Origin of the sequence: Streptomyces albus subsp. albus, assembly GCF_000719865.1 — a bacterium.
GTDB lineage: Bacteria > Actinomycetota > Actinomycetes > Streptomycetales > Streptomycetaceae > Streptomyces > Streptomyces albus_E.
In genome coordinates this window covers 124,549-148,428 of the sequence record NZ_JOID01000016.1, presented here as the reverse complement: position 1 = coordinate 148,428, position 23,880 = coordinate 124,549, and the positions used below count along the sequence as shown (strand labels likewise).

Annotated in this window: 18 protein-coding genes and 3 pseudogenes; 6 read left to right on the top strand and 15 right to left on the bottom strand. The window is 75.0% G+C overall.

The genetic code is table 11. The features are described from left to right. Positions 1-120: 120 nt before the first annotated feature. Entirely contained in the window at positions 121-804 is a 684-nt protein-coding gene (gene ribA, locus IF83_RS0117965) for a GTP cyclohydrolase II (RefSeq protein ID WP_037680359.1), read from the bottom strand. 224 nt (positions 805-1,028) lie between these two features. Between ribA and IF83_RS0117960 the strand changes: the two are divergent. Beyond that, positions 1,029-1,766, top strand: a pseudogene (locus tag IF83_RS0117960) (creatininase family protein); the annotation flags it as partial. A 125-nt stretch (positions 1,767-1,891) separates the two neighbouring features. Then, positions 1,892-2,593, top strand: a pseudogene (locus tag IF83_RS34855) (RibD family protein); the annotation flags it as partial. Positions 2,594-2,761: 168 nt separating this feature from the next. On the opposite strand, the pseudogene IF83_RS34850 reads toward IF83_RS34855, so the two are convergent. The 5 genes and pseudogenes from IF83_RS34850 to IF83_RS0117935 all read right to left on the bottom strand — a co-directional run. Then, positions 2,762-3,727, bottom strand: a pseudogene (locus IF83_RS34850) (lysylphosphatidylglycerol synthase transmembrane domain-containing protein); the annotation flags it as partial. 29 nt (positions 3,728-3,756) lie between these two features. Then, positions 3,757-4,878, bottom strand: coding sequence for a class I SAM-dependent methyltransferase (locus tag IF83_RS0117950; protein WP_078843577.1), 1,122 nt, complete (start codon positions 4,876-4,878; stop codon positions 3,757-3,759). Then, complete coding sequence (locus IF83_RS0117945) at positions 4,868-6,001, bottom strand: glycosyltransferase family 4 protein (protein WP_078843608.1); 1,134 nt, start codon at positions 5,999-6,001, stop codon at positions 4,868-4,870. Before IF83_RS0117945 ends, IF83_RS0117950 begins: the two co-directional genes overlap by 11 nt. 47 nt (positions 6,002-6,048) lie before the next feature. Next, positions 6,049-6,447 carry a 6-pyruvoyl trahydropterin synthase family protein gene (locus IF83_RS0117940; protein WP_019709268.1) on the bottom strand — a complete coding sequence of 133 codons (399 nt, stop codon included), beginning with the start codon at positions 6,445-6,447 and terminating at the stop codon, positions 6,049-6,051. Positions 6,448-6,720: 273 nt separating this feature from the next. Further along, positions 6,721-7,704, bottom strand: a complete 984-nt coding sequence (locus IF83_RS0117935) for a zinc-dependent alcohol dehydrogenase (protein WP_030545266.1) — start codon at positions 7,702-7,704, stop codon at positions 6,721-6,723. 207 nt (positions 7,705-7,911) lie between these two features. Between IF83_RS0117935 and IF83_RS0117930 the strand changes: the two genes are divergently transcribed. Further along, positions 7,912-8,739, top strand: coding sequence for a CDP-alcohol phosphatidyltransferase family protein (locus IF83_RS0117930; RefSeq protein WP_078843576.1), 828 nt, complete (start codon positions 7,912-7,914; stop codon positions 8,737-8,739). A 119-nt stretch (positions 8,740-8,858) separates the two neighbouring features. On the opposite strand, the gene IF83_RS0117925 is transcribed toward IF83_RS0117930, so the two are convergent. Together IF83_RS0117925 and IF83_RS0117920 are read right to left on the bottom strand one after the other, a co-directional pair. Further along, on the bottom strand, positions 8,859-9,200 hold the full coding sequence (locus tag IF83_RS0117925) for a hypothetical protein (protein WP_030545262.1): 342 nt from the start codon (positions 9,198-9,200) through the stop codon (positions 8,859-8,861). A gap of 260 nt (positions 9,201-9,460) precedes the next feature. After that, positions 9,461-11,839, bottom strand: a complete 2,379-nt coding sequence (locus tag IF83_RS0117920) for an alkaline phosphatase family protein (protein ID WP_208605895.1) — start codon at positions 11,837-11,839, stop codon at positions 9,461-9,463. A gap of 290 nt (positions 11,840-12,129) precedes the next feature. Between IF83_RS0117920 and IF83_RS0117915 the strand changes: the two genes are divergently transcribed. Both IF83_RS0117915 and IF83_RS0117910 read left to right on the top strand, forming a co-directional pair. Further along, on the top strand, positions 12,130-12,588 hold the full coding sequence (locus IF83_RS0117915) for an archease (RefSeq protein ID WP_030545259.1): 459 nt from the start codon (positions 12,130-12,132) through the stop codon (positions 12,586-12,588). Between the two features lie 223 nt (positions 12,589-12,811). After that, positions 12,812-14,239, top strand: coding sequence for an RtcB family protein (locus IF83_RS0117910; protein WP_037680443.1), 1,428 nt, complete (start codon positions 12,812-12,814; stop codon positions 14,237-14,239). 266 nt (positions 14,240-14,505) lie between these two features. Here IF83_RS0117910 and IF83_RS34320 read toward each other — a convergent pair whose 3' ends face one another. From IF83_RS34320 to ligD, 4 genes are all read right to left on the bottom strand, one after another. Continuing rightward, the gene (locus IF83_RS34320) at positions 14,506-14,832 is read right to left on the bottom strand and encodes a hypothetical protein (protein WP_037680357.1); all 327 of its coding nucleotides are present in this window, start codon (positions 14,830-14,832) and stop codon (positions 14,506-14,508) included. Between the two features lie 412 nt (positions 14,833-15,244). After that, entirely contained in the window at positions 15,245-16,240 is a 996-nt protein-coding gene (locus IF83_RS32240) for an N-acetylmuramoyl-L-alanine amidase (protein ID WP_078843574.1), read from the bottom strand. 226 nt (positions 16,241-16,466) lie between these two features. Next, complete coding sequence (locus IF83_RS0117895; protein WP_030545253.1) at positions 16,467-17,345, bottom strand: ATP-dependent DNA ligase; 879 nt, start codon at positions 17,343-17,345, stop codon at positions 16,467-16,469. 104 nt (positions 17,346-17,449) lie between these two features. Beyond that, positions 17,450-18,349 carry a non-homologous end-joining DNA ligase gene (gene ligD / locus IF83_RS0117890; RefSeq protein WP_030545251.1) on the bottom strand — a complete coding sequence of 300 codons (900 nt, stop codon included), beginning with the start codon at positions 18,347-18,349 and terminating at the stop codon, positions 17,450-17,452. 39 nt (positions 18,350-18,388) lie between these two features. On the opposite strand from ligD, the gene ku reads away from it, so the two are divergent. Beyond that, positions 18,389-19,540 carry a non-homologous end joining protein Ku gene (ku, locus tag IF83_RS0117885; protein WP_030545249.1) on the top strand — a complete coding sequence of 384 codons (1,152 nt, stop codon included), beginning with the start codon at positions 18,389-18,391 and terminating at the stop codon, positions 19,538-19,540. A gap of 79 nt (positions 19,541-19,619) precedes the next feature. Here ku and IF83_RS0117880 read toward each other — a convergent pair whose 3' ends face one another. The 3 genes from IF83_RS0117880 to IF83_RS32235 all read right to left on the bottom strand — a co-directional run bounded on the left by IF83_RS0117880 (position 19,620) and on the right by IF83_RS32235 (position 23,717). Further along, positions 19,620-20,135 (bottom strand): hypothetical protein, encoded by a 516-nt coding sequence (locus IF83_RS0117880; protein ID WP_030545247.1) that lies wholly within the window; start codon positions 20,133-20,135, stop codon positions 19,620-19,622. Positions 20,136-20,659: 524 nt separating this feature from the next. Further along, positions 20,660-21,325 (bottom strand): DedA family protein, encoded by a 666-nt coding sequence (locus IF83_RS0117875; RefSeq protein ID WP_030545245.1) that lies wholly within the window; start codon positions 21,323-21,325, stop codon positions 20,660-20,662. Positions 21,326-21,506: 181 nt separating this feature from the next. Beyond that, a complete protein-coding gene (locus IF83_RS32235) occupies positions 21,507-23,717 on the bottom strand; it encodes an alkaline phosphatase D family protein (RefSeq protein ID WP_078843573.1) in 2,211 nt (736 codons plus the stop codon). Positions 23,718-23,880: the final 163 nt, after the last annotated feature.

Sequence of the window (23,880 nt, the reverse complement as noted above, 5' to 3'; positions counted from 1 at the left end):
CGGGGCGCGGCGTTGCGCCGTCGCGTACGTACGAGCGTGTGCGTGCGGGCGGGCTCGGGTGAGGCGCCCGGGGACGGACCGAGGACGGACCGGGGGGAGCGGGGGGAGCGGGGCCGGCGGTCAGGGCTGGGGAGCGGCCGCGCGGTCCATGTCCCTGTCCATGTTCAGGTCCAGATGCGGGAGGTGGTGCCCGAAGCGCTCGCGCTTGGCGACGAGATACGCCAGGTTCTCCTCGCGCGGCGGGATCAGCAGCGGGACCTGCTCGGTGATCCCGATGCCGTGACGGAGCAGGGCGTCTCGCTTGAGCGGGTTGTTCGACATCAGGCGGACGGAGCGGACGCCGAGATCGTGCAGCATCTCCGCCGCCACCCGGTAGTCGCGGGCGTCGGCCGGGAGGCCGAGGGCGAGATTCGCCTCCATGGTGTCCAGACCCTCCGCCTGCAGGGCCATCGCCTTCAGCTTGGCCAGCAGGCCGATGCCGCGGCCCTCGTGTCCCTGGAGGTAGATGAGCACGCCCCTGCCCTCGGCCACGATGGCGCGGAGCGCGGCGGAGAGCTGGTCCCCGCACTCGCAGTGCTTCGAGCCGAAGGCATCCCCGGTCAGGCACTCCGAATGCAGGCGGGTGAGGGCGCCCTCGCCCTCGATATCGCCGTGGACCAGCGCTATTTGTTCGTCGCCGCGAATGCGGTCCAGGTAGCCGACGGCGAGGAATTCACCGTGCTCGGTGGAAAGCTGGACCTGTGCCACACGTTCGACACCGGGGGCGAGAGCACTGTCGCGGTATGCGACATCACTGTCTGTCATGGCTCGATCCTATCGGTAAGACCCTGGCGGTGGAATCGGAAACGGTGAGAAAGTATCAACTGGTTTTGTTGTTCGTCACGTTCGGTCGTTGGGTTCGTGATTTCCGCGTAGGCTGCTCGCGTTGACGGCGTGCGGTGTGTCTTCCGCGTGCTCCGGGTCCGTCCCGGACCGGGGTTCCGCCGCGGCCGTGCGGTGTCGGAGAAATACGGAAAGGGCCGGGATACATGAGGAGTTCGGGTACGGGACTGCCCGTTTCGGGGCTGTTGCCGCTGGACACGACGGAGGACGTGGGAAGCCGCGGAGCCGCCGTCGCCGTGCTGCCCATCGGGAGCTTCGAGCAGCACGGCCGCTTCCTTCCGCTGGTCACGGACACGGTGGTGGCCTGTGCCGTCGCGCAGGAGATCGCGGCCGCGTACCCGGTGCGGCTGCTGCCGCCCGTGACGGTCTCCTGCTCGCACGAGCACGCCGACTGGCCCGGGACGGTGAGCATTTCCGCCGCCACGCTGTACGCCGTCGTGAAGGACATCGCGGAATCGCTGCGCCGTTCCGGGGTGGAAAACCTCGTACTTGTCAATGGGCACGGCGGAAATTATGTGCTGCGCAACGTCGTTCAGGAGTCCGCCGGCAGCGGTACCCGCATGGCTCTTTTCCCGGGCTCGGGCGACTGGGACGCCGCGCGGGAGCGGGCGGGTGTGGTGACCTCCTCGCGCAGCGATATGCACGCCGGTGAAGTGGAGACCTCCATCCTGCTGCATGCCCATCCGGAGCTTGTGCGCCCCGGTTATGAGACGTCCGATTGGCTCTCCGACGATCGTCAGCATTTGCTCACTCTCGGTATGCGGCCTTACACCGGTTCCGGTGTGATCGGCCGGCCCTCAATGGCTTCTGCGGAGAAGGGGAAACAATTGCTGGCCGGGCTTGTGGATTCCTTCGGTGAATACCTTTCCGTGCTGGGCTCCGCGCCGGGCTCGGTGCCGGGTCCGGAGGGGCGGGCCCCCGAGCCCGCGGAGTCCTCCGAGCCCGCGGTGCCCCGGCCCCGTTCCGGGCCCCGGCCCACTGGCGGCACCGAGGCCGGGCGGGGGGCGCTGTGAACGCGGAGGGCGCGGACCGCGGCGCCGAGCGGGGCGCGGGAGCGGGCGCGGGGGTACTCGGCGCATCAGAAGCCTGGCAGCGGTTGTGCGGTGTCCGGAGTGAGGCGGACGCCGAAGCCGCCGGACTGGTCGCGGACGCGGACGGCGCGCGCCGGTGGCCGCACGCCTCGCCCGGGGCGGCCCTGCTCGCCGAGCGCTATCTGTCCCTCTGCCTCGCCGGCCCCCGCTTCACCTTCGCCCAACTGGGCCAGAGCCTGGACGGGTTCATCGCCAGCCGCACCGGCGACGCCGACTACGTCACCGGCGAGGAGGACCGTGCCCATCTGCACCGCCTGCGCGCGCTCGCCGACGCCGTGGTCGTCGGCGCCGGCACCGCCGCCGCGGACGATCCCCGGCTGACGGTCCGCGCCTGCGCGGGTCCCAACCCGGTGCGCGTCGTCCTCGATCCGCACCGCCGCGTTCCGCCGGGGCTGCGGGTGTTCCAGGACGGCGAGGCGCCCACCCTGTGGGTGGTGGGCGGCGACGGCGAGCGCGGGGAGCACGGCCGGCCGGGCGGCCCCGGCAGTCGGGTGGACGTGCTCGTCCTCCCGGACAGCGCCGCGTTCGCCCCCCGCCGCCTGGTGCACGAGCTCGCGCGGCGCGGGCTCGGCCGCGTCCTGGTCGAGGGCGGCGGCGTCACCGTGTCGCGCTTCCTCCACGAACGCGCCCTGCACCGGCTGTACGTGACGGTGGCCCCGGTCCTCCTCGGAGACGGCGTCCCGGGGCTGCGCTTCACCGGCCCCGAGCTGATGCGCGACGCGCTCCGCCCGCCGGTCCGGCGCGCCGTCCTCGGCGAGGACACCCTCTTCGAACTCGACCTGCGGACGCCGCAGTCCGGCGCACCACTGGGCCAGCAGCACGCCGACACCGGGCAGGCTCGCGGTGAAGGACAGCAGCCCGTAGACGACGGCGACGGTCAGGCCCTGGGCGGCGCCCAGGCCCGCGGCACCGAACGCCCAGGCGGTGACGCCTTCGCGGGGGCCCCAGCCGGCGACGTTCAGCGGTAGCGCCATCGCGAGCAGCGCCAGCACCATCAGGGGCAGCAGCTCGGCCGCCGGGGCCGTCGCTCCGGCGGCCCGGGCCGCCAGCAGGAACATGCCCAGATAGCCGCCCAGGACGACGGCGGACGAGACCACCACGCCCGGCCAGCTGCGGCGGCTCAGCAGTCCGAGCCGTGCCTCCGTCAGCGTGGTGCGCAGGGCGCGGCCCCAGCGCGAGCCGCCGGCACGCTCCGCGCCGGGCGCCTCGTCGGGCTTCCCGCCCGGGTCTCCGTGCGGCCGGAAGCGGCGCAGCAGGACGAGCAGCAGGACCACCGCCACGGCCGCGGAGAGCGCCGGCAGCACACCCGGCGCCGTGGCCACGCGCCACGCGGACCGGCCCGCCTCCGCCAGGGCCGCCGACGGCCGCGCGATCAGCAGCGCCACGCCCACCGCCACCAGCACGCCCTGCCCCGCGCACCGTTCGAGGACGACCGCGCGGACGCCCCGGCCGACGTCGCCGGAGCTCCGCCCGTGCCGCACCGCCCGGTGCACGTCGCCGAGGACACCGCCGGGCAGTGCCGCGTTGAGGAACAGCGAGCGGTAGTAGTCGGCGACCGCGCGGCCCAGCCCCAGCCGGATGCCGAGGCCCCGGGCGACCAGGCACCACCGCCAGGCGCTGAACACGGTGGTCAGCAGACCGATGCCCAGCGCGGCCAGCAGCGTGGTGCCGTCGAGCCGGCGCAGCCCGTCCAGGAAGGCGCCGGTGCCCAGCTGCCACAGCAGGACGGCCAGGATGGCCAGTCCGCCGACCATGCCGAGACGGCCCCGGACCGCGCGGGCGATCACGGCCTGCCGCCCGCGGGCGGAGCGGGGAGCGCCAGCAGATCGCCGTGGTGGACGACGGCCCGGAGCCCGTCCGCCGCGCACAGCTCCAGCCGGTCCCGCAGATACGTATCGGCGGGACCGGCGAGCTCCGGGCGCTGCTCGACGGCGGCGCCGACCCAGCCGCGCAGCCACTCCGCCGCCAGCGCGGCACCGTAACCGCCGGGGCCCAGCCGCCACGGGCTGGCCTCGGTCCGCACGGTCAGGCCGTGGCGGGTGAAGGCCTCGGCGGCCTCCGCGACGGCGTCGGGGCCGAGGAGCCGGCGGCCGTCCACGGCCCGGCGCTGGTGGGCGTTGAACGCCTCGGTGATCTCCTCGTCCAGCGGGTCGGCCGGGGTGAGTTCGACGCGCCCGGCGACCGACAGCACCAGCAGCGCCGGGCAGCCGGCGGCGGCGCAGGACGCCGCGAGCGCGTCCAGCTCCTCGCGGGTGAGCAGGTCCAGCAGGGCGGAGGCGGTGACGAGTGAGGCGCCGGCGAGGACGTCGGCGGTCAGCAGGGTGGCGTCGCCCTGCCGGGTCTCGACCGTGACGGGGCTGCCGTCGGCGGCCGTGCGCGGCATGCGGGCGGCGGCCAGCTCCAGCAGCTCCGGGTCGTGGTCGTGGAGGATCCAGTGCTGCGGGCCGGGCAGCCGGGGGGCGAGCCAGCGGCTCATGGAGCCGGTGCCGCAGCCGAGGTCGCGGATCACCAGCGGGGCGCCCCGGCCCGGGCCGCCGGCCGGCCCCGGCTGCCCGTCCCCGCCCGGCTGTCCGGACCGGTCCCGGTCTCCGTCCCAGTGCCGGCGCAGCGGGACGAGGAGCTGCTGGGCCCGCGCGGCGGCGTCGGCGCCCTCCCGCAGGGCCAGCCACTCCGGGGCGTAGCGGGGCGTCCCCTCCCCGTCCCCGGTGCCGGGCCCGGCACCGTCCAGGCTTCCGCTGCCGGCCGTGCCGGCCGGGGCCGTGCCGGCCGGGGCCGTGCCGGCCGGGGCCGTGCCGGCCGGGGCCGTGCCGGCCGTCGTGTCAGCGGCTGCTGTCGTGCCGGCGGTCGCCGCCGTGCCGGCGGTCGTGGTCTCGCGCACGCTCTCCGTCTCCGTCTCAGCAGGCATGGGTCCTCCGGAGTTCCGTGCGGAGCCGGAGTTCGTCCAGTACCGCGGCCAGACGGCGCGCGGTCGTCTCCCATCCGGCCAGCGCGGTGCGCCGGCGCCGGGCGGCCCTCCGCCACCGGTCGCGCACATCCGGCTCGGAGAGCCAGCGCCGCAGGGCGGCGGTGAGCACCGCGGGTTCGTCCGGCGGGACGAGAGCACCGGGTCGGCAGCCGTCGGGCGTGTGGCCGACGGCCTCCGGGACGCCGCCGACGGCCGTTGCCAGGACGGGCACACCGCGCCCGAGCGCCTCGGTGACCGCCATGCCGTACGTCTCGGCGTACGAGGTCAGGACGAACAGGTCGGCGGCGGCGTAACTGGCGTTCAGCGCGGCGCCGGTGCGCGGGCCGGTGAGCCGGACCCGGTCGCCGAGGCCGAGGCCGTCGATCAGCTTCCGGAGCCGGGCCACATAGCCGGGGTCGTGCTCCAGGCCGCCGACGAGTTCGCAGCTCCACGGCAGGTCGGCCACGCCGGCCAGGGCCTCGACCAGCCGGTGCTGGCCCTTGCGCGGGGTTACCGAAGCCACGCACAGCAGGCGCGGAGCGCGCTGCGCGCCGTCTTCCGCGCCGCCCTCCGCCTCCCGGCCCTGCCGGCCGTCGTCCGTGCCCGGCGCCAGGGGGGCGATGTCGGCCCCGGGCGCGGCGGCGTGCACCCGGGCGGGTGTGAGCCCGTGCTGCTCCACCAGCCGTCCGGCGGCCCACTCGCTGGTGGCGACGACGGCCGGCACGGCGCGCAGGGTCTCCCGCTCCGCGGCGTCGAGCGCGGCGGCCGTCTCCGGGTCGAGCCCGGTCTCGTCGCCCAGCGGGAGGTGCAGCAGCACCGCCAGGCGCAGCCGTCCGGCCTCCGGGACGACGATCTCGGGCACGGCGCAGGCGACCAGTCCGTCGAGCAGGACGAGGCTGTCGTCCGCCGTCTCCCGCAGGACCCGGGCCAGTTCGGCGCGTGCGCCGGGGCCCGGCCGCGGCCAGCCGCCGTCGACGGCGCGGGGGTGGACCTGCCAGCCGAGGCGGGGCAGATCGCGGCAGATCCGGAGGTCGTAGACGTTGCCCCCGCTCGGCGCGGACGGGTCGGCCACACCGCCCGGCATCACCACGTGCACCGAGCGCGGCGGCAGGGTGGTGGTGGCGGCCCCGTTCACAGCGTCCGCTCGTAACTCGCCCACGCGATGTGGGATTCGTGCAGGGTGACGGAGATGCCGCTCAGGCCGCGGGCCCCCTCGCCCAGGGCCCCGGCGTGCACCTTGTCGGCCAGCCGGTCGGCGATGACCTTGGCCAGGTACTCCGTCGAGGTGTTGACTCCGGCGAACTCGGGCACCTCGTCGAGATTGCGGTAGTTGAACTCCCCGACCACGGCCCCCAGTTCGCTGGTGGCCAGGCCGATGTCGACGACGATGTTGTCGGCGTCCAGGTCGGTGCGGCGGAAGGTGGCGTCCACGAGGAACGTCGCGCCGTGCAGACGCTGCGCGGGTCCGAAGACCTCGCCGCGGAAGCTGTGAGCGACCATCAGGTGCTCACGGACGGTGACGCTGAACAACGACCGACCTCCAGGTCTTCTGGGCTGTGCGGCCCGCTGCCGGGCCGTGCCATGCAGTACGGCCGGAGCGTAACTCCTGTTCAAAGCCCGGGACGAGGAGAATGCGGACGTCGTCGTGCGGCGGTGGCGCCGCCGCGCGGGACGCCGGCGCGGGGGCGGCTCACACGCGACGGCGCGCGCGGGCGGCTCGCACGCCGGGTTTCACGCGGGACGGCTCACGCGGTGCCGCTCACGCGGACGGCTCACGCACCGCGGCGGCTCACACAACACGGTTCACGCGGGCGCGTCGTACCGGACGCGGTGGCACAGCCCGGGCAGCTCGCCGGAGGCGATCCGCGAGAGCGTCAGCGGCAGTTGCTCGAACGCGCATTCGCCGGAGATGAGGGCGTCGAGGGCCGGGTCGGCCAGGAGTTCGAGCGAGAGGGCGAGCCGGTCGGCGTAGGTGCGGCGCGCGGCGCGGGCGGGGGAGACCGTCCCCACCTGGCTGCCGCGCACGATGAGCCGCCGGGAGTGGAAGGCCTCGCCGAGCGGCAGGCTGACCCGCCGGTCCCCGTACCAACTCAGCTCCAGGGCCGTGCCCTCCGGCGCGAGGAGCTCCAGGGCGCGCGTGAGCCCGGCCTCGCTGGCGCTGGCGTGGACGACGAGATCGCAGTCGCCCAGGGCGTCTCCGGGGAGGGCGAACCCGGTGCCCAGCGCCTCGGCGACGGCGGCGCGGGACGGATCGGCGTCCACCAACTGGACGCGGACGCCCGGGAAGCGGGCGAGCAGGGCGGCGACGGAGCAGCCGACCATGCCGGCCCCGATGACGGCGATCCGGTCGCCGACCAGCGGCGCCGCGTCCCACAGGGCGTTCACCGCCGTCTCCACCGTGCCGGCCAGCACGGCGCGGGCGGCGGGGACCCCGTCCGGCACCGGGGTCACGGCGCTCGCCGGGACGACGTACCGGCTCTGGTGCGGGTAGAGGCAGAAGACCGTACGGCCGAGGAGGTGCTCCGGCCCCTCCTCGACAAGACCGACACTCAGATAGCCGTACTTGACGGGGCCGGGGAACTCGCCCTCCTGGAACGGCGCCCGCATCAGCGTGTGCTGACTCTCCGGCACACCCCCGCGGAAGACCAGGCTCTCCGTGCCGCGGCTGACGCCCGAGTAGAGCGCGCGCACGACGACGTCACCGTCGTCCGGCTCGGGCAGGGTGACGTCCCGTATCTCCCCGTGGCCGGGCGAGTTGAGCCAGAAGGCGCGGGCGGTGCGCGGCATCGGCGTCCTCCTGCTGAACGCTGGGGGTTCGGCTCACGTTGTTAAGCGCGAGGCCGCACACGGTACGCGGCCGCCCCGACTCTGCCACAGAGTCACCCGGCCGGCCCCGGCCGGACCCCGCCGCGGAGCGGCGCCGGGATCCGGCACCGGACCGGGAACGGGAACGGGACATGAGACGGCACTGAACTGACAGCGGGAGGATGCGCGGTGGCCCTGAGCGACCTTTGCGAAACGAGGCTCTTGCGCCAGGAGACAACCGCGGGGGCGGGCGCGCAGATCCTTCTGCTGGTCCTTCTCGACACGGCCGTCGGTCTGGGGCTCGCGGGATGGCTGACGGGCCTGGCGTTCACGGCCGGCACCTGGGCCCTGCTCACCCGCGCCCTGCACCGGTCCTGGCCACCGAGGCCCTTCGGCCCGGCCAACGCCGTCACCCTGGCCCGTACGACGCTCGTCGGCGGTGTCACCGCGCTGGTCGCCGACGCTTTCACCGGGCCGGTCCCGGTGGGCGCGCTGGTCGTGTTCACGGCGGTCGCGCTGAGCCTGGACGCGGTGGACGGGCAGGTGGCCCGGCGCACCGGGACGGCCTCCCCCCTCGGAGCGCGTTTCGACATGGAGGTCGACGCCTTCCTGATCCTCGTGCTCAGCCTCTACGACGCCATGGCGCTGGGCGGCTGGGTGCTGCTGATCGGCGCCATGCGCTACGGCTTCGTCGCGGCGGCGCGGTTGATGCCGTGGCTCAACGGGCCGCTGCCGCCGAGCATGGCCCGCAAGACGGTGGCCGCCCTGCAGGGCGTACTGCTGCTCGCGGCGGCCTCCGGTCTTCTCCCGTACACGGTCGCGTACGGGACGGTGCTGGGGGCGCTGGCGCTGCTCGTGTGGTCCTTCGGCCGGGACATCGGGACGCTGTGGCGCTTCCGGGCCCGCGAGGGCGACGTCCCGTCCGGGGAGACCGGCGGCCGCGCCGCGACGCGGGGCAGGACCCGCCGGGGCACCCGCCCCGTGGCCGTCCGGGGCGCGGCCGCGGAGAGCGTCTGAGACCGCGGACCACCGGGCCGCGGAGCGGCGGAGGCCGGCTGCCCCACCCGTCGCACGGGTGGGGCAGTCGGCCTCGGACTTGCGTTCCCCCGGCCGAGCCCGGCCCGGTAGGGCCCTGGTCAGACCTTCTTGTCGACGACCTTCAGGTTGTACGGGTAGCCGGAGGAGCCGCAGTTGAGCGTCGCCGCCTTCTCCACACCGCGCGTGCGGTAGCCGGGGGTGCCCTTGTAGGGGCCCCTGGCGCCACCCGGGCCGCCGCAGTAGGCCTGGACGTTCCAGGAGCCGTTGCCGGAGTTGCACCAGCCGACGGCCACGTGGTCGTTGGTGTGCGACACGTAGGCGCTGCAGCCGGACGGTCCGGCGGCGGCCTGCGCGGACGGCGCGAGACCCAAGGTCATGCCCGCGGCGAGCAGACCCATCGCCGAGGCGGTGGTCCCGAACTTCTTCAAGGTGCTGGTCATGCACCCTCCCCGTTCGATCGGATATTCCGGAAGTGACGGTAGTCGAACACAGGTTCGCGTGCGTCCTCCCACAAGATGATCGAAATGGGTTCCCAGGGTGGATTGACATGTCCCAACCTGCTGTACAAACAACCTGGTTGGGGACCGGTGGGCCATTCGACCGCTTCCCTGTACGGAGTCGCGCCGACGGCAGAGAGCCCCGGGCCGTCGGGCCCGGGGCTCACCTGTGCTGGTGCCGGATGGTGTTCACCGGCCGCCGGTCACTGCTTCGTCGGCTTGCCCGACTCCGTGCCCGACTCCGTGCCCGCCTCCCGCGCGGCCGGGCCATCGCCCTGCGGGCCGTATGCCGTCAGGAAGCGGTCGCGGAAGGTGTCCATCCGCCAGACCGGGGCGTCCGGGCCCGGCTTGAGGCCCTCGTCCCACTCCCAGTCGGCGATCCGGTCCAGCACGGCCTCGTCGTGGGCGACGATCGAGATCGGCACGTCCCGGCTGGCCCCGTCGCCGGCGACGGTCGGCACGGGCTGGTGGTCGCCGAGGACGACGAGCACGGTGTCCTCGTCGCCGTACTCCTCCAGGTATGAGACCAGGCTGTCCATCGAGTACTCGACGGCGCGCCGGTACTCGGTGCGCACCTGCTCGGGGTCCTTCCAGACCTCCTCCGGGTCCTTCCCCTCCTCCTTCATGGCGTGGTAGACGGAGCCGTTGCCGACCTCGTCCCAGCCGATCATCCGCGGGATGGGCGCCCAGGGGTTGTGGCTGGTGGCGAGGATGATCCCGGCCATCAGCGGGTCGCGGTCCCTCTTGGCGCGCTCCAGCCGCTCGAACGCGGACAGGGTGTACTGGTCGGGGACCGGCGTCCAGCTGAACTTCGGCCCCCGGTAGCCGAGTTGCTGGGAGTCGTAGATGGCGTCGAAGTCGTAGAACTTCCCCTCGGGCCAGGCCCGGGTGACGCCCGGCATCATGCCGACCGTCCGCCAGGCACCGGAGCGCTGGAAGGCGCCGGTGAGGGTGAGGCGGTCGCTCGCCGTCACCGTGCGGTAGCGCCGCTGGTTGTCGACCCACAGGCCCGACCACAGGGTGGAGTGGGCCAGCCAGCTTCCGGCGCCCGTGGTGGGCGAGCGGAGGAAGCCGCTCCGGGAGGAGAAACCGGCCTTCTCCAGCCGGCCGGTGTCCTCCGCGAGGGCCGCGCTCATGCGGCGCGACATGTCCGGGTTCTCGTCGATGGCCACCCGGCCGTAGCTCTCGATGAAGGCGAAGAGGACGTCCTTGCCGCGCAGGGCGGTCAGCAGGTCGTCGGGCGGGGTGTCGCGGAAGTCGTCGACGGCCGCCACCCTGGCGAACTTACGTTCGTCCTCGATGCCGGCCTCCACCCGGTTCACCCGGTCCTTGACGAGCCTGGCCGCGGCGCTGGAGGCCACCGGCGTGCTGCCGATCTGCAGGCCGATCGCGGAGCAGGTGATCCAGACGATGGCGACGGTGAAGGTGGTGCGGGTGGCCGTGGCGCGGTGCCGGACCAGGATCTCGCTCAGCCGGATCACCGCCAGCGTCATCAGGACGGGCAGGGCGGCGGCCAGGGCCACCGCGCCGATCAGGGCCGCGGTGGCGCCTGTCCCGCCGATCGTGGATTCGAGGAAGGAGTGGCCGTCCTCGAAGAGGATCCAGTCGAGTACGAGGTCGAACGGCCGGCTCAGGACCGCGTAGAAGCCGATGTCGATGAACTTCAGGACGAGCAGCAGTCCGAGGCCCGTCCCGGAGAGCGCCGCGACCCACCGCCGGGCCCTCGGCGGCAGGAAGAGCAGGACGGCGGCGGCGACGACCGCCTCGCCGGGGATGCGCGTGAAGGCGGAGGGCTTGAAGCGGGTGAGCCCGTTCGGCAGCACGAGGGCGGCGTAGACGAGGAGGACGGCCAGGGCCGTGAGCGTGTACGCCACGGCGCGTGCGGCGGCCGGGTGACGGGCCCGCAGACCGCGCAGACCGCGCGGGCCGCGGCGCTCGCCGCCGGTGTCGGGCCCGCCACCGGGCGGGGCCTCGGCCGTGGTGCCGTCGGCGGTGCCCGTGGTGGCGTCGTCGGCGGGGCTGCCGACTGTGCTGTCCGGGGCCGGTGTTCCGGGCTCAGCCTTGCCCGGACGGGCGAGGGCGCTCCGGGCCGGGGCGGACTCCCGTGCGGCGGTGGGCTGTTCGGGGCCGCTGTCCGTGCCGTCACCGGTGCGGGCCTCGTCGTCGGCCCCGTCGGCCCGGGCGGGGTTCCCCACCGCGGTGGGCTTCCCGGCGGCCTCGGCGGCGGCTTCGCTCTCCGCGGCGTTGCCGTCGCTGCCCCGGCCGTCGCCTGCGGCGCCGCCGGTGGTCTCCCGCCGGGCGGCGGATGCCGCGCCGGGGGCGGCGGTCCGGGGTCCGGGGGGTTCCGCCGGGGTGTCACGGTCGGTGTCACGCGTGGTGGCGGCCGCGGGGGCGCCGTCCGTGACGGCGTCGTCCCGCTTGTCGTCACCGCCGCCGGTGGTCGCGGTGTCGTCCCCGCCCGCGGCGGCGTCCTGGTCGGTGAGGGGGGTGTCGTCCGGTGTGTGCTCCCGGGAGTCGTCCGGCGCCGGGCCGTCCTCCTTGGTGGCGTTGTCCGTGTTCGGAAGCTGACGAGAGAGCGGCAACCCGAAGGTCCTTCCATGCGAAGCCCGGTGGTGGCGCGGCGGGCCGGACACCCGGGAGCGGGGCCCGCCGTCATGAGTACGGCCGGTCGGCGCCAACCACTCAATCACCGGGCGGGCCGGGTGAGGAGAACCGCCGGTCATGGCGGGACGGCGCTGCCCGCACCCCCGGGCCGGCCGGCCGCGCCGGTCCTCCCGTACCGGGTTGCCGCCCGCGCGGCGCGGGGCGAGTCTGGAGGGAGAGGCGCGGTGGCGCCCGGACCGTGCGCGGGGCGGTGCGGAGAGGCGGTGGCGTGGACGGTACGGAAGCCGGCGGGCGGCCGCGCGGCAGCGGCCACCGGACCGTGCCGCACACCGCCGATCTGCGGGTGGAGGCGTGGTCGGAGACGGCCGAGCGGTGCATCACCGAGGCGGTGCGCGGCGCGGTGGAGAGCTTCGCGGACCTCTCCGGGGCCGCGGCGGTGGCCGAGCGCGAGTTCGAGGTCACGGCGCCGACCGACGAGGATCTGCTGGTCTCCGTCCTCGACGAGGCCGTCTACCGGCTGGACGCCGACGGCGAGATCCCGCTGGAGACCGCGGTGGGCCCGATCCGCGCCACCGGCGGCCTGCGGGCCGCCACCGTCCGCTGCCGGATGGCCGACGCCGCCCGCACCCCGCTGATCGGTGCCGTACCCAAGGCCGTCTCGCTGCATGACCTGCGGCTGCGCGGTGACTCCGGGGGGTGGACCTGCGCGGTGACCCTCGACGTCTAGGCCGCACCGGCCCCGGCACCGGACCGGTCCGTACGCGGAACACCCCCCACAGGTGCGACGCGGCATCCGGACGGGGCGCCTGACCGGGACGCCACAGGACACGGCCGTCCACGGGGCGGCGGCGGTGGCGTGGAGAGCGGCCGAGGCGTCGTACGAAGGCAGCGGGCAGGCCGGCCCGGTCCCCGGCGGACCGCGCCCGGTCCACCGAACCGGAGGTGAGGATGTGGAGATCGAACTGACGGAGGAGACCCCGTACCGCTTCCGGATCGAGGCGCGGGGGGCGATGCGCGTACCGGGAGTGGTGTTCGCCTCGCGCGCGCTGCTGCCGCAGGCGGCCGGTGACAAGGCCCTGGAGCAGGTCGCGAACGTGGCCACCCTGCCCGGCGTCGTCCGCGCCTCGTACGCGATGCCCGACGTGCACTGGGGGTACGGCTTCCCGATCGGCGGGGTCGCCGCCACCGACATCGACGACGGTGGTGTCGTCTCGCCCGGCGGGGTCGGCTTCGACATCTCCTGCGGGGTGCGGCTGCTGGCCGCCGGGAGCACGCGGGCGGAGTTGGACCCCGGTGCCTTCGAACGGCTGATGGACATCCTCGGCCGCACGATCCCGCGCGGCATGGGGCGCGGCGGGCTGTGGGAGCTGTCCGGCCCGGACGCGATGGACGACCTGCTGGTGGGCGGTGCCCGGTACGCCGTCGAGCACGGCCACGGTGTGCCGCGGGACCTGGAACGCTGCGAGGACTCCGGGACGCTGGAGGGCGCCGCGCCCGGCGAGGTCAGCCGGCGGGCGGTGGAGCGGGGGCTGGGGCAGGTGGGCAGTCTGGGCTCCGGCAACCACTTCCTGGAGGTCCAGGCGGTCGACCATCTCTACGACCCGGAGGCGGCGGCGGCCTTCGGCCTGCGACCGGACCAGGTCTGCGTCATGATCCACTGCGGTTCGCGCGGCCTCGGCCACCAAGTGTGCACCGACCATGTCAAGGTGATGGACCAGGCTCTGCACCGCTACGGCATCGATCTGCCGGACCGTCAGCTCGCCTGTGCCCCGGTGGACTCCGCGCCGGGCCGCAACTACCTGGGCGCCATGGCGGCCGCCGCCAACTACGGCCGCGCCAACCGGCAGTTGCTCTCCGAGGCGGCCCGCCGCGCCTTCACCACCGCCCTCGGGACCGGTCTCGACCTGGTGTACGACATCTCCCACAACATGGCCAAGGTCGAGACCCATGAGGTGGACGGCGGGCGGCGCCGGCTCTGCGTCCACCGCAAGGGCGCGACCCGGGCCCTGCCCCCGGGCCATCCGGACCTGCCGGAGGACCTCGCCGACGCCGGGCAGCCCGTGCTCGTCCCCGGCACCATGGGCACCGCCTCGTACGTCATGACCGGCCTGCCCGGCAACAACGCCTTCCACTCCGCCTGCCACGGCGCCGGCCGGGTGATGAGCCGTCATCAGGCGCTGCGCTCGGTGCGCGGTGAACGGTTGCGCGCCGGCCTGGAGGCGAAGGGGGTGGCCGTCCGGCCGTCCTCCTGGCGGGGCCTGGCCGAGGAGACTCCGGAGGCGTACAAGGACGTGGACGTGGTCGCCGACGTCACGGAGGGCGCCGGCCTCGCCCGGCTCGTCGCCCGCCTGGTGCCGCTGGGCGTCGTCAAGGGCTGACGGAGGGCCGGCCCGGCGAAGAGCCCGGCGGAGGAACGGCGGGTGAAAGAGCGGCGGGCGGTGAGGGCTCGGCGGGCCCGGCGCGGCACGGCGAAGACCCCCTGCCCACGGAGGTGGCAGGGGGTCTCCTGGTCCGGTCCGACGCCGGTGGAGGTGATCAGCCGGGCGCTGTCAGAGCCGCCGGCCGGGTGGTGTCGGGCCGGTGCGGGTGGAGCGGGACGGCTGCCGGACGCGGAGTCGGGACCGGGTCCGGCGGCCGGCCGTGGTCACCGGCGGCCGTGGCCCCAGTTGCCGTGGCCGTGTCCGCGGTGGTGCCCGCGGCCGTGGCCCCAGTGTCCGCGGTGGTGCCCGCGGCCGTGGCCCCACTTGCCGTGGCCGTGACCGTGCCCGCCGTGCCAGCGGCCGTGCCCGTGTCCGCGGCCGTGACCGCGGCCCCGGTGATCCGCGACCCGCTCGTTGTCGTAGCTCTGCTCGTACCGCTGTGTCTGACGCTCGGACTGCATGTCCGACTGGGCCAGGGCGGTGCCGGTCCCGAGGAACCCGATGGTCCCCAGCATGGCCATGACCATGGCGGCCTTCTGCATCGTGCGCATGAAGTCTCCTCATCCTCCTGTGATGTCATCCGGTGAACCGGATGCGGTGGATAGAGGCTAACCGCCCTTTTCTCTCCATAGTTGGCGCATAGTCCGGATAGGGGTTTTTCGGTATGTCTGTTCGTTACTGTGCCGGTCAGGGGCCGACGGGCCGGCCCGGGAGCGGCGGATGCCCGGGGAAGCGGGCCGGGCCCGGGGCCGGACGCGGGCGGTCCGGCCGGCGCGGCTGGGCCGGAGGGGCGGCGGCGCGGCCGGGAACACGGCCGGGAACGGCCGGGGGTGGCGGCCGGGTGCGAACCCCGGACACCACCCCCGGCTCTCCCCGCCCCGGCCACCCTTTCGAAAGGCGGGGAAGACGGAAAACGCTGTCAGTTCGGCCAGACCTGGGCCTTGAGGTAGCTCTTCTCGACCGTCACCGGCTCCTCGCCGTTGTGCAGGATCTGCAGTGAATCTTGCGATCCTTGCGCGCCTTGCCCGAGAAGGGGAAGGCCAGGAAGGTGCTGCCGGCCGTGCCGACCGCCTCGCCGATCGGATGGGTCTGCACGGTGTCGCCGGAGGCGTCGTCCTCGACGATGCGGGCCTGGAGCTCCCGGCCCGGGGTGAGGCCGCGGACCCGTATCGAGGCCACGCCGTTGTACTGGCAGTTGGTCGCGAACGTCCGGCCGCCCGCGGCGTGGTGCTTGAGCGGGTCCGACCACTCCTGGTCCCAGGCCACCGAGTACCAGGTGCCGGGGGTCATCGCGAATTCCTTGTGCATGCCGAGGCTGAGGTAGTGCGGCACGTCGTCCTCCGGGGCGGTGTCGTTCTGGCCGGGCGGGCGGGAGAGGAGGGCTTTCACGCGGGACCGGAAACTGCTCATGGTGAAGCCGCGCGGATCCACCTTTCCCGGTTGCCACTCCAGATGCCCGATGACGGAGCGTTCGTTCCAGCCGTGCGCGCGGCAGATGGCGGCGGCCCAGCGGGCCGCGGCGTCGAGCTGGGCTTCGGGCCAGGGGTCGCGGCCGTTGCCGAGGTTGATCAGCTCGATGCCGTAGAAATGGCGGTTGCCGTCGGTGTTGGCCTCGTTGTCCGCCGGCAGGGCCCGCTCGTCGATGACGGCCCGCAGGACGTCGTCATCACCCGAACCGGCGTGGTTGGCGCGGCCGTTGCCCACCATGTAGAGCGTGCCGTTCTTGGCGCCGACGGTGTGGCAGAGCGGTCCGGGCAGCGAACTGTGCCCGTTGTAGCAGAGGGCGACGGACGAGTCGGTGCCCGAGGTGACGGTGTGGTGGATCATCACGCCGTACACCGGCCCCCAGGGGCCCTTGTGGTTGCGGTTGTGGGTGCGCCAGCTCTTGTACTCGACGACCTTGCAGCCTTCGGCCTTGATCGCTGCGAGGAGCCGGCTCGCGGAGAGGGGTGTGGCCATGGAGGATCCCTAGGGGCAGCTCGATGGACGAGAGCACGCTGTGGGGGCGGGACGTGCCGGGAACACAGAAGGTAGCCAACTATCCGTAATATCAACGGACTTCGGGGAGTTTCGGCGTGTTGGCAGAGAGGTGATGCCCGTGGTGCGGCGGTGCGGAAACGCCCCGCGGGCAGAACGCCGCGAAATGGCGGGTAACGGACCTTGACGCCCTCGCGGTGACCCGGAGTCACTCCGGCAGGCGCAGCCGGCTGACCGTCGTCACGGGATGACGGGTCGAACCCTGCCGCACCTCCACCGTCAGCACCGGCGGAACGGGCAGATACGGCGTCCCGTCCGTGGTCACGGCCTCGCCCGTCGCCGGAGCCTCGCCGGGGGGCAGACCCGCCAGGGCCCCGGCGAGCTGTGCCCGGACCGCGGGGGCCAGCGGGGAGGTGAGGACCGGGGTGTCGTCACCGGGCAGGATCACCGCCAGCGCGCGCGGATGCGAACGGGAGCCCGTCACCCCGGCGACCACCGCGTCGCGGGTGTCGGAGTGCCGCAGTTTCAGCCAGTCCCGCCGGCCGCCGCGGTAGGTTCCGTCGAGCCGTTTGACGACCAGGCCCTCGACCCCGTTCGCGGTCAGCGTCTCGTACCAGAGGGCGGCCAGGTCCGGATCGGTCGTCATCGGCACGGCCTGGAGGGGCGGGCCGACGGGGGCCAGCAGTTCGGTCAGCGCTGCGCGCCGCCGCCGGTACGGCAGCGGCCGGAAGTCCGTGGTGCCGGTGGCCAGCAGGTCGAAGGCCGCGTACGAGGCGGGGAGCCGCCGGGCGAGCTCGGCGGCCCGGCCGCGGCGGGCCATGGCGCGTTTCTGCACGGCGGCGAAGTCCGTACGGCCCTCCGTCCAGACGACGACCTCGCCGTCGAGCACCGTGCCGGCGGGCAGCGCCTCGGCCGCCCGCACCAGATCGGGGAAGGAGTCGGTGACGATCCGGCCGGAGCGCGCCTGGAGGAGGACGCGGTCCGCGTCGCGGAGCAGGACGACCCGGTGGCCGTCGAACTTGGGCTCGTACGCGAGTCCGGCGCCCCGGGGCAGCCGCTCGACCGGCCGGGCCAGCGCCACCTCCACCGGCGGGCGCGGCGCGGCCCGGCCGTACGGGCCCCCGGAGCCGGCGCCGGAGCCGGCTTCGGGCGCGGAGTCCGCGCCCCGCGCGGGTTCCGCCCCGGGCCCGCTCACGGTGCCCGGAGGTCCGGGAGCGGGTGGCCGCGTTCCGGATCGAGGAGCCCGGCCAGCAGGTCCCCGTGCGCCGCCAGCCGCTCGGGCAGGTCGCCCGCGCGGAAGGCGAGCTGCTCCGGGTCCGCGCAGGCGCTGATCTCCGTCCACTCCACCGGGGCCGAGACGGTCGGGGTGTCGCGGGCCCGCAGCGTGTACGGCGCGGCGGTGGTCTTCGCGGCCGCGTTCTGGCTGAAGTCGACGAACACCTTCCCCGGCCGCAGCGAGCGGGACATCCGGTGGGTCACCAGCCCCGGCAGCGCCCGCGTCGCCTCCACCGCGAGCGCCTTGGCGTAGGAGGTGACCTCGCGCGAGGGCGCGGGCGGGTGCAGCGCGACGAGCAGATGCAGCCCCTTCGAGCCGCTCGTCTTGGCGTGGGCGCGCAGTCCGTCCTCCGCCAGCCGCGCCCGCAGCCAGTCCGCGACGACACAGCACTCGACGACCGTGGCCGGGGCGCCCGGGTCGAGGTCCAGGACGAGCCGGTCGGCGAGGGCGGGGTCCGCCGCCTTCCACTGCGGGGTGTGCAGCTCGGTGACGAGGTTGGCCACCCAGATCAGCGTCGGCAGGTCCTGCACCAGGATCTGCCGCGCCCACTTGTCCTCCGAGCGCGGGACCTCGGCCGTCTTCACCCAGGCGGGGGCACCGGGCGGCACGTTCTTGGCGAAGAAGTGCTCGCCCTCCGTGCCGTCCGGATAGCGCAGCAGGGACAGCGGGCGGTCGTGCAGGTGGGGCAGGAGCGCCGGTGCGACGGCGGCGTAGTAGTGCAGGACCTCGGCCTTGGTGAAACCGCTCGGATAGAGGACCTTCTCCAGATTGCTGAGCGCCAGCCGCCGCCCCTCCACCTCCGCGATGATCGACATAGCATGGATCATCACATGAAGGCACGAAAGGTGTGAATCGTGCGATCCATCTGGAAGGGTTCCATTTCCTTCGGCCTGGTCAGCATCCCGGTCAAGGTCTTCGGGGCGACGGAGAACCACTCGGTCTCGTTCCGCCAGGTCCACGCGGCCGACGGCGGGCGCATCCGCTACCGCAAGGTGTGCGAGCTGGACGAGGAGGAAGTCCCCACCGAGGAGATCACCAAGGCCTTCGAGGCCGCCGACGGGACGACCGTGCCGCTCAGCGACGAGGACCTCTCCGCGCTGCCGCTGCCCACCGCCCGCACCATCGAGATCCTCGCCTTCGTGCCGGCCGACACCGTGGACCCCCTCCAGCTCGACCGCTCGTACTACCTCGGTGCCGACGGCGGCGGCGCGGTGAAGCCGTACGTGCTGCTCCGCGAGGCGCTGAACCGCAGCGAGAAGGTGGCCATCGCCAAACTGGCCCTCCGCGGCCGCGAGACCCTGGCGATGCTGCGGGTCGTCGAGGACGCCCTCGCCCTGCACACCATGCTGTGGCCGGACGAGATCCGGCCCGCGACCGGCGTCGCACCCGACACCGAGGTGGGCATCCGGGACGCCGAACTCGACCTCGCCGACACCCTGATGGAGACCCTCGGCGAGCTGGACCCGGAGGAACTGCACGACGAGTACCGGGAAGCCGTCGAGGCGCTGGTCGCCGCCAAGCTGGAGGGCGTCGAACCGGAGGAGGCGCGGGAGCGGGTGGAGGCCGGGGGCAAGGTCATCGACCTGATGGCCGCGCTGGAGAACAGCGTCCGCGCCGCACGCGAGGGCCGCGGCGAGCAGGCCGCGGCGGCCGGCGGGGACGGCGGAGGCGGCGGGGGCGGTGGTGGCAAGGGCGGCGGGGCGGCCGGCGGGAAGGAGGACGCCGGGACGGAGGGGGAAGTACGGGAGCTGCGCGCCGGGAAGACGGCGGCGAAGAAGAGCGCCGCCCGGCGCGGTGGCGCGGGGCGGGGAGAGGGAGAGAAGGCGGGGGAGGGGAAGGGGAAGACCGGCGGGAAGGCCGGCGGCCGGAAGAGCACGGCGAAGAAGAGCGCCTCGTCGGCGAAGGACTCCCGGGGCCGGAAGAGCACGTCCGGGGCGGCCAAGAAGACGGCGTCCGCCAAGAAGAAGACGGCATCCGCCGGGAAGCGGGACCGCGCCACGGGCTGACGGGCGGCCGGCCGCTGATCGTCCATGCGGCCCCGCCCGGCCGGGGCGGGTACGGACTGCTCCCGGCTGCTCCCGGGGGTCAGCGGGCCGGGGCCGTGCGGGCGCGGCGGCGCAGATACAGGCCGAGCGCGGCGGCCGCCAGCAGCAGGGCGCCGCCCGTCGCCGTCACCGTCCCGCGGAAGCCGCTCGCTCCGGCCTCCGCCGCCTCCCGCGAGACGGTGACGCGCGTGGCCGCCGAGCGGCCCTCGGGTCCGCCGCACCGCACGCTCACCTGGTGGTCGCCGGTCCGGGCGTGGAGATGGACCGTGGCGCTGCCGAAGAGATGGCCGGCTTTCAGATCGCCCGGTTCGAGCCGGATGCGCCCGAAGGCCGGGGACGAGGCCGTGCCGGTGCGGCTCTCGCACCCCGTGGCGCGCAGCCGCAGTGTGCCGCCGGGTGCGACGGTCGACGGCTCCGTCTCGACGGACGGCCCCGGCGGGGCGTCGTCCGAGGCGGCTGCCGCGGCGGGGACCCACGGGACCGCTGCCATGAGCGGAGCCGCGCTGAGTACGGTGGCGGCCAGGGCGGCCGTCGCGGCGAGGCGTGTGCTGCGCATGGGCCCGTTCTCCTCCACGTTCACGGCGGACTCCGACCGTCGTGTGTGCGGCCGGACGCCCGCGTTCCGCTCCCTCTGGGGAACGCTAGAAGCCCGGCCCGGACACGGCGATCCGGGCGCCGCGAACGAGTGGCCGTACCAACGGCCGTACGGAGGAACGGCCTACGGAGGTGCGGCCGCCGGGGCGAAGCGCCGTGCCGGGATGCGCTGCTGCCGTCCGGCCGTCAGGGGCGTCCGGGCGGCTTGACGCGTGCCGGGGCGGCCTGGAGGCGTGCCGACGGGACTCGCGCACCGAATCGTGCGAGCCGGGGAAGCGGGACGGTCGGCCGTGTGAACCCCGGTCGCGGGAAAGGACGTTCGCACAGCGTTGTGCGTTGTGCGGCGTGCGACAGACGCGGTGGCGTGGCTCGGCGGAGGGGTGGTGGCGCCGTGAGGCAGGCCCTGAGATGCGGTGGCCTGGCGGCGTGCGGCGTGCGGCGTGCGGCGTGCGGCCGACGCGGAGGCGCCGGCGCGCGCCCCCGCAGTTACGCCGCCCCGTCCGGGCGCGGGCCGGACGGGCGGGGGTGGCGGCGCAGAGCGTACGCGGCCGCCGAGCCCGCCGCGAGGAGGGCCAGCACCGAGACGGCGGCGCCGAACCACGACGCGCCGAGCCACTGGCCGCCGAGATAGCCGAGGCTCACGCTGTAGCCGGCCCACACCAGGCCCGCCAGCGCGGACCACGGCAGGAACTCGCGGACCGCCCGGTGCGCCGCGCCCGCGCCGAGGCTGACCACCGACCGCCCGGCCGGCGCGAAGCGGGCGAGCAGCACCAGCGGCCCGCCGCCCCGGACCAGCGCCGTGCCCAGCCGGGCCTGCGCGGAGGACAGCCGCCGGGACCGGGCGATGGCCCGGTCGAACCGCTCACCGCCGCGCCGCGCCAGGCGGTAGGCGGCCAGGTCGCCGAGGACGGAGGCGGTCGCGGCGCAGAGGGCGAGCACCAGAAGGTCGGGCACGCCGGCGGCGGAACCGGCCGTGCCGGTGGCGGCGGCTTCGACGGCGTCGGCCGCACCCGCGCCGGCCGCCGCGGTGGCGGCGGCGATCACCAGGAAGCCGCTGGGCAGGACGGGCAGGAAGACGTCGAGCAGCACCGACAGCGCGACGATGACGTAGATGCACGGGGCCGCCGTCAGCGACCCCAGATCCTCCAGCACGGCTTCTCCCATCCGAACCCCCGACCGCGCGTCGCGGGGGTGCGGCAGAAGCGGTCATGTACCGCCGTACAGCGTACGCCCGGGGACACCGGAACGATGTCCGGCCCCACACCGCGCCGACGGCGGGCGCGGAACATCCGCAGCCGCGTCGGCGGCCCGTTCGGCCCCTGGCCCCTTCGGCTCAGCGATCCCCGGGCCCGCCGGGGCCCGGACCGGTCAGGCGGCGGTGCAGGACCGTGGCCAGGCGGCCGCCGCCGGTGCCGTCGGGTTCGGCGCGGTGGAGGGTCAGGGTGGCCTCGCGCCCGCGCAGCGTCAGCGTCATCAGCTGGTTGCCGAACCACGGGCCGCCGGCCTTCCGCCAGCTCACGGGCGACCGCCGGACCCGCCCGTGCCGCGCCAGGACACGCCCCAGCAGGCGGCCCGCCCGGCTCCAGCCGAAGCGGAAGCCGAGCTTGATCACCGCCGGGACGCTGTTGTGCAGCGGGGAGCAGGTCAGCTGGAGCACCCGCGCCGAGGGCCGGACCGCGCCCTCCGGCCCGGCCCCGCCGGTCCTGACGGCCCCGTTGGCCGTGGCGATCCCGCCCGGCCCGGTGGCCCCGCCGGCCGCGGTCGGCCCGGCGGTCCCGGCGGCCTTCTGGACGGGTCCGCCGGGCTCAGCGGCCCCGGTGGTTCCGGCGGCTCCGGCAGCCCCGCTCGGCTCGGTGGCCCCATGGGTCCCGGCCGGCTCGGCGGCCGGGCCCGGCTCGCCGGCTCCCGGGGCCCCGCCGGCCCCGGCCGGCCGCCCGCTCCGTTCCTGACGTCCGGCCGGGTCCGGCCACCGCGGCTCGGCGATGTACGCGTGATGGACGTCGCCTGACAGGACACAGACCGTGGCCGGTGCCTCCGGACCGCTGCCCGCGCGGGCGACCAGGTCGGCCAGCGCGTCGAACGAGGCCGGGAAGGCCGCCCAGTGCTCCAGGTCCGCGCCCTGCCGCACCTTCTCGCCCCAGCGCGCCCAGCGGGCGCCGCGCTCGCCGCCGCACAGCGCCGCGTTCCACTGCTCGGTGTCGTGGATGGCGGGCGGCAGCAGCCAGGGCAGCGAGGTGCCGATCAGCAGGTGGTCGCGCGAGCCCGGGTCGGCCAGCGCCTGTTCGCGCAGCCAGTCGGACTCCTCCTTGCCGAGCATCGCGCGCCGGTGCTCGGGCAGCACGCGGGCGGCGCGGGTGTCGACCATGAGGAGCCGGGTCCGGCCGAAGTCGCGGCGGTAGCTCCAGCGGACGTGGGTGGGGTCGGCGTACGCGGCGGCCGCGAACTCCCGTACGAGCGCGGTGCCGTCGGCCGCCTCCCGGACGGCGGTGAAGAGCGGGTCGGCCGCCAGTTCGGCGGGGGAGAGGTTCCCCAGATGCTGGTAGACCCAGTAGGACATCAGCCCGGACAGCACCCGCTCGCGCCACCAGCCGGTGGCCTCCATCTCCGTCAGCCAGGCCTCGCTGGTGTTCCAGTCGTCGATGACGTCGTGGTCGTCGAAGATCATGCAGCTGGGGACGGTGGCCAGCAGTCTGCGCAGCTCGGGGTCGGACCAGGACTCGTCGTAGAGGCGGGTGTACTCCTCGTAGTCCGCGACCTGGTCGCCCGGCGGCTCCTCCAGGCTGCGCCGCTCCGCGATCCAGCGCCGGGTCGCCTCGGAGGTCTCGTCCGCGTACACCTGGTCGCCCAGGAGCAGCAGGACGTCGGGGCGCTCGGCGTGCGGGTCGGCGGCCAGCCGGAGGGAGAGGGTGTCCAGCGCGTCCGGGCCGAGACCGCCGGCCGTGGTGGTGGACGGCGGGGCGGCCCAGCGGCAGGAGCCGAAGGACACGCGCAGCGGGCGGCCGTCCGTGCCGTCGGTGCCGGGGCGCGGAAGGGTGCGGATGACGGGGAGGGGCTCGTCGCCGCCGGACGGCGGCCACACCTGGCGGCCGTCGAGCAGCACCCGGTACGGGGTGGTGCTCTCCGGGGCCAGGCCGGTGACGGTCACCAGCGCGTAGTGGTGGCCGCCGACCCGCCAGCTCCGGGCCGTGCCGCCGGGCGCCGCCGGGGAGGCCGTGCCGCCGGGGGCGGCCGCGCCCGCGCGGGGCGTGCCGCCCGTGCCGGTGGCGGCCTCCGCGCCGGGAATGCCGCCCGTGCCGGTGGTGCCCTCCGAGCCGAGCGCGCCGTCCGCGCCGGCCGTACCCGGAGCGCCGCCCGCGCTCGCTCCGGGGGTGCCTCCTGTGCCGGCTGTACCGGGCGCGCCGTCCGTGCCGAGCGCGGTGCTCGCGTCATCCGGGCCGCCCGCGCAGCGGACCTCCGCCTCGCACGGGCCGTCCGTCTCGATCCAGACCGTGGCGCTGTGCGCGTCCACGTACCGCAAAAGCGGTCCCAGCCGCAGTCCGGTCATGGTGACCGCCTCCCTCCGTCGTCCCGCAACGGTACGGAACGACGGAGGAAGGCGGGGAGTCCCGGGCGGCGGGCGGTCCGGCCCGGTGGCCTGCCGGGGGAACCGGCGAGCCCGAGGAGCCGTCTCAACCCCACCCCGCCGGCCGGGACTTGGGTGCCGGACG